The sequence below is a fragment of the Mesorhizobium sp. M7A.F.Ca.CA.001.10.2.1 genome (genome assembly GCF_003998575.1).
Classification (GTDB): Bacteria; Pseudomonadota; Alphaproteobacteria; order Rhizobiales; family Rhizobiaceae; genus Mesorhizobium.
In genome coordinates, this window is sequence record NZ_RZQY01000692.1 from 1 (window position 1) to 3,113 (window position 3,113).

4 protein-coding genes are annotated in these 3,113 nt (G+C 62.0%); 2 read left to right on the forward strand and 2 right to left on the reverse strand.

Features of this window, described 5'->3' with window-relative positions; translation table 11 throughout:
• Nucleotides 1-790 (reverse strand): NAD(P)-dependent oxidoreductase (locus EN964_RS30080; protein WP_164776088.1); only part of this gene is annotated, 790 nt, incomplete at its 3' end.
• Between the two features lie 119 nt (nucleotides 791-909).
• Here EN964_RS30080 and EN964_RS30085 point away from each other — a divergent pair.
• Both EN964_RS30085 and EN964_RS30090 read left to right on the forward strand, forming a co-directional pair.
• Nucleotides 910-1,806 (forward strand): NAD(P)-dependent oxidoreductase, encoded by an 897-nt coding sequence (locus tag EN964_RS30085; RefSeq protein ID WP_127266785.1) that lies wholly within the window; start codon nucleotides 910-912, stop codon nucleotides 1,804-1,806.
• A gap of 102 nt (nucleotides 1,807-1,908) precedes the next feature.
• The gene (locus EN964_RS30090; protein WP_127271478.1) at nucleotides 1,909-2,685 is read left to right on the forward strand and encodes a FadR/GntR family transcriptional regulator; all 777 of its coding nucleotides are present in this window, start codon (nucleotides 1,909-1,911) and stop codon (nucleotides 2,683-2,685) included.
• Between the two features lie 12 nt (nucleotides 2,686-2,697).
• Here the strand turns inward: EN964_RS30090 and EN964_RS30095 are convergent, their stop codons facing one another.
• Nucleotides 2,698-2,988, reverse strand: a complete 291-nt coding sequence (locus EN964_RS30095; protein ID WP_127270870.1) for a DUF3175 domain-containing protein — start codon at nucleotides 2,986-2,988, stop codon at nucleotides 2,698-2,700.
• Between the last annotated feature and the right edge of the window lie 125 nt (nucleotides 2,989-3,113).

Here is a 3,113-nt window from a genome sequence, read left to right on the forward strand (position 1 = left end):
GATTGGCAATACCGGCCGCACCCGCCATCGATTCCAGATAGGTCAGGTCCTTGAAGGCATTGGCGATGGTGAATTTGTGCGCGTCGCGGTCACCTTCGAGCGTCCAGCGCATGAAGGTCTGGTAGAAGCCGCAATCCATGCGGCCATTGCGAATAACGCTGTCGAAGCGCGGCGGCGAGATGCCGACCTTCTCAGCCAGCGCCAGCGCCTCGGAATAGATCGCGGCGTAGCCGAGCGAGATGAAATTGTTGAGCAGCTTCATGCGATGGCCGTCGCCGGTGTCGCCGATATGGACGATGCGGCCGGCCCAGGTTTCGATCACCGGCTTCACCCTGGCAAAGAGGGCGTCCGGCGCGCCGACCATCGCGTCGAGCGTGCCTTCCCAGGCTTCCTTCGGCGTGCGGCTGAGCGGCGCGTCGACAAAATCGATGCCGAGCGCCTTGAGTTCCTCTGCCAGCGCCACCGTCGAGACCGGATCGGAGGTCGAGCAGTCGACGACGACCGAGCCCTTTTTCAAGCCCTCCTTGAGGCCGCCGGGGCCGCGAATGATGGCTTCGACCTCGCGCGAACCGGTGACGCAGATGAAGACGATATCAGATGCCGCCGCCACATCGCGCGAGGTCGATGCTTCCGTGGCGCCGCGGCCAAGCAGGTCTTCCGCCGGTTTGCGGTTCTTGCGGCCGAGGAAGGTCAGGCTGTAGCCCTTGTCGACGATGTTCTTGGCGATCCCGTGGCCCATCAGGCCAAGCCCGATGAAGCCGATCTTTTCGCTCGCGGCAGTCGTGTTCATGTCTTCAAGTCCTGTTGCAATGATTGATGTCAGGCACTGCCGTTTTGCAGGCGAGGGTGGTTGCGGATGGCGATATTGTCTGACAATACACATAAATTCCTGAGGATGTGGAGAGCAAAATGACGAAGCGGATCATGTTCACCGGCGGCAGCGGCAAGGCCGGACGCCATGTCGTCCAATATCTGGTCGAGCAAGGCTGCCAGGTGCTCAACATCGACACCAAGCCGCTCGACAATCCCAAGGTGCGCACGCTGATTACCGACATCACCGACAGCGGGCAGGTGTTCAACGCACTGTCGAGCTATATGGGCCTGCATGAATTCGACCCCTCGCTGCGCCCGCAGCCGGTCGATGCGGTGGTGCATTTCGCCGCCATCCCGCGCATCATGATCACCACCGACAACGAGGTGTTCCGCATCAATGCGCTCGGCACCTACAATGTCATCGAGGCGGCGGTTAAGCTCGGTATCCGCAAAATTATCATCGCCTCCAGCGAGACGACTTATGGGCTTGTGTTCGCCAACGAGCCGCGCGATCCCAAATATTTCCCGCTCGACGAGGAGTATGATGTCGATCCGATGGACAGCTATGCTTTGTCCAAGGTCGTCAACGAGAAAACGGCGCGGGCCTTTGCGCAACGCAACGGCACCGACATCTACGCCCTGCGCATCGGCAACGTCATCGAGCCGCACGAATATTCGCTGTTTCCGAAATGGTTCGCCGATCCGGGTTTCCGCAAGCGCATCGCCTGGAGCTATGTCGACGCGCGCGACCTTGGCCAGATCACGCTGCGCGCCATCGAGAAGGACGGGCTCGGCTATCAGGTGTTCAACGCGGCCAATGACGACACCTCGTCCGACCTGCCGACTGCCGAACTCCTGAAGCGGTTCTACCCCGGCGTGACGGTCAAGGCCGAACTCGGCGAATACGAGACGCTGCTCTCCAACCGCAAGGCGCGCGACGTGCTGGGCTTCCGCCCGGAGCATAGCTGGCGCAAATACGTCAAGCAGGACTGATCCGCGAAGCAATCGGGGCTGATCTGTGCACAGCGGGCGGCTTTGCGGTGCAAGCCGCTTGCCGCGCTTGACAGCCTGCTTAATACGGACTTTCTGGAACCCATGCGGGACGCGAAGCCGAACAAGGAAAAATCGTTGGGGAAGGCGGTCTCCGGGGACCGTCCGGGCGGCGTTCGCCGCGCCGACGCCGCGCGTATCCCAGGCTCCAGCGTCCACGCCTCGCTGGCCAGCGAAATCGGCCTCAGGATCGTGCGCGGCGACTATCCGCCCGGCACCATCCTGCCCAATGAAGCGAAATGGTCGGAGACCTTCAGCGTCAGCCGCTCGGCGGTGCGCGAAGCCATCAAGATGCTGATGGCCAAGAGCCTTTTGGCCTCACGTCCCAAGATCGGCAGCTGGGTCGAGCCGAAGGAACGCTGGAACCTGCTCGATCGCGATGTGCTTGCCTGGTACGCGACGTCGCCGGATCGCGAAGTGTTCCTCAAGACGGTGCAGGAATTCCGCCACATCATCGAGCCGGAAGCGACCGCGTTTGCCGCCATGCGAAGAACCGACGAGCAGATGGCCGAGATCAGCCTGGCCTGCCGGGAGATGGGAGAGGCGACGAGCCTGCAGGAGCGGACCCGTGCCGACACGCGCTTCCATCTTGCCATCCTGCGGGCTTCGGGCAATGACCTTCTGGTGCCGCTCGGCGTACTGATCGAGTCCGCGTTCGATCACCTCTTTGCCTATACGACGCGGGAGATCGACGATCTCAACCACGCGCAGAAGCTGCACGAGGCGATCGAGAAGAACATCCGCTTGCAGCGCCCCGACGCCGCGCGCAATGCAGTGCGCAAACTGCTCGCCAACACAGACGGCGTCATCCGCGCCCGGTAGGGCCGGCCGCCGCTAATCATCCTTGTCACGTCCGAAGGCGCTGCGCAGTTCGTCCTTGGCGTCCTCAAGCACTTTTTTGCGCGCGGCAGGCAAGTTCTTGCCGGCGCGGTTGATGTAAAAATTCAGCATCGACATGGCGGATTGGAAAGGCTCGGCCTTGCGCCTGTGGCTGTGTTCGGCGGATCGTTTCAGCGAGCCGGCGATCTTCCTGGCGTCGTCGGATTCGAAGACGTGATCCTCAAGATCCATTGCGTTGCTGTGCTCGGTCACCTCGGCCGACCATTTTTTCCTGGTGGCGGTCATCGCTGGACTCCTTTGCAGGGTGGGTTGCCGGGAAAACTCTGCACATCGGCATCGGTTCCGGCCTGGCTCTGGAGCCACGGATTTGCCCGCTGTGGCGCTGCTGCGGCCTGAGAATGCGCCGATAG

What these genes read in the sequence shown, in the direction of transcription:
- EN964_RS30085 (WP_127266785.1), top strand. Translation starts at nt 910, where the DNA reads ATGACGAAGCGGATCATGTTCACCGGCGGCAGCGGCAAGGCCGGACGC.
- EN964_RS30090 (WP_127271478.1), top strand. Translation starts at nt 1,909, where the DNA reads ATGCGGGACGCGAAGCCGAACAAGGAAAAATCGTTGGGGAAGGCGGTC.
- EN964_RS30095 (WP_127270870.1), bottom strand. Translation starts at nt 2,988, where the DNA reads ATGACCGCCACCAGGAAAAAATGGTCGGCCGAGGTGACCGAGCACAGC.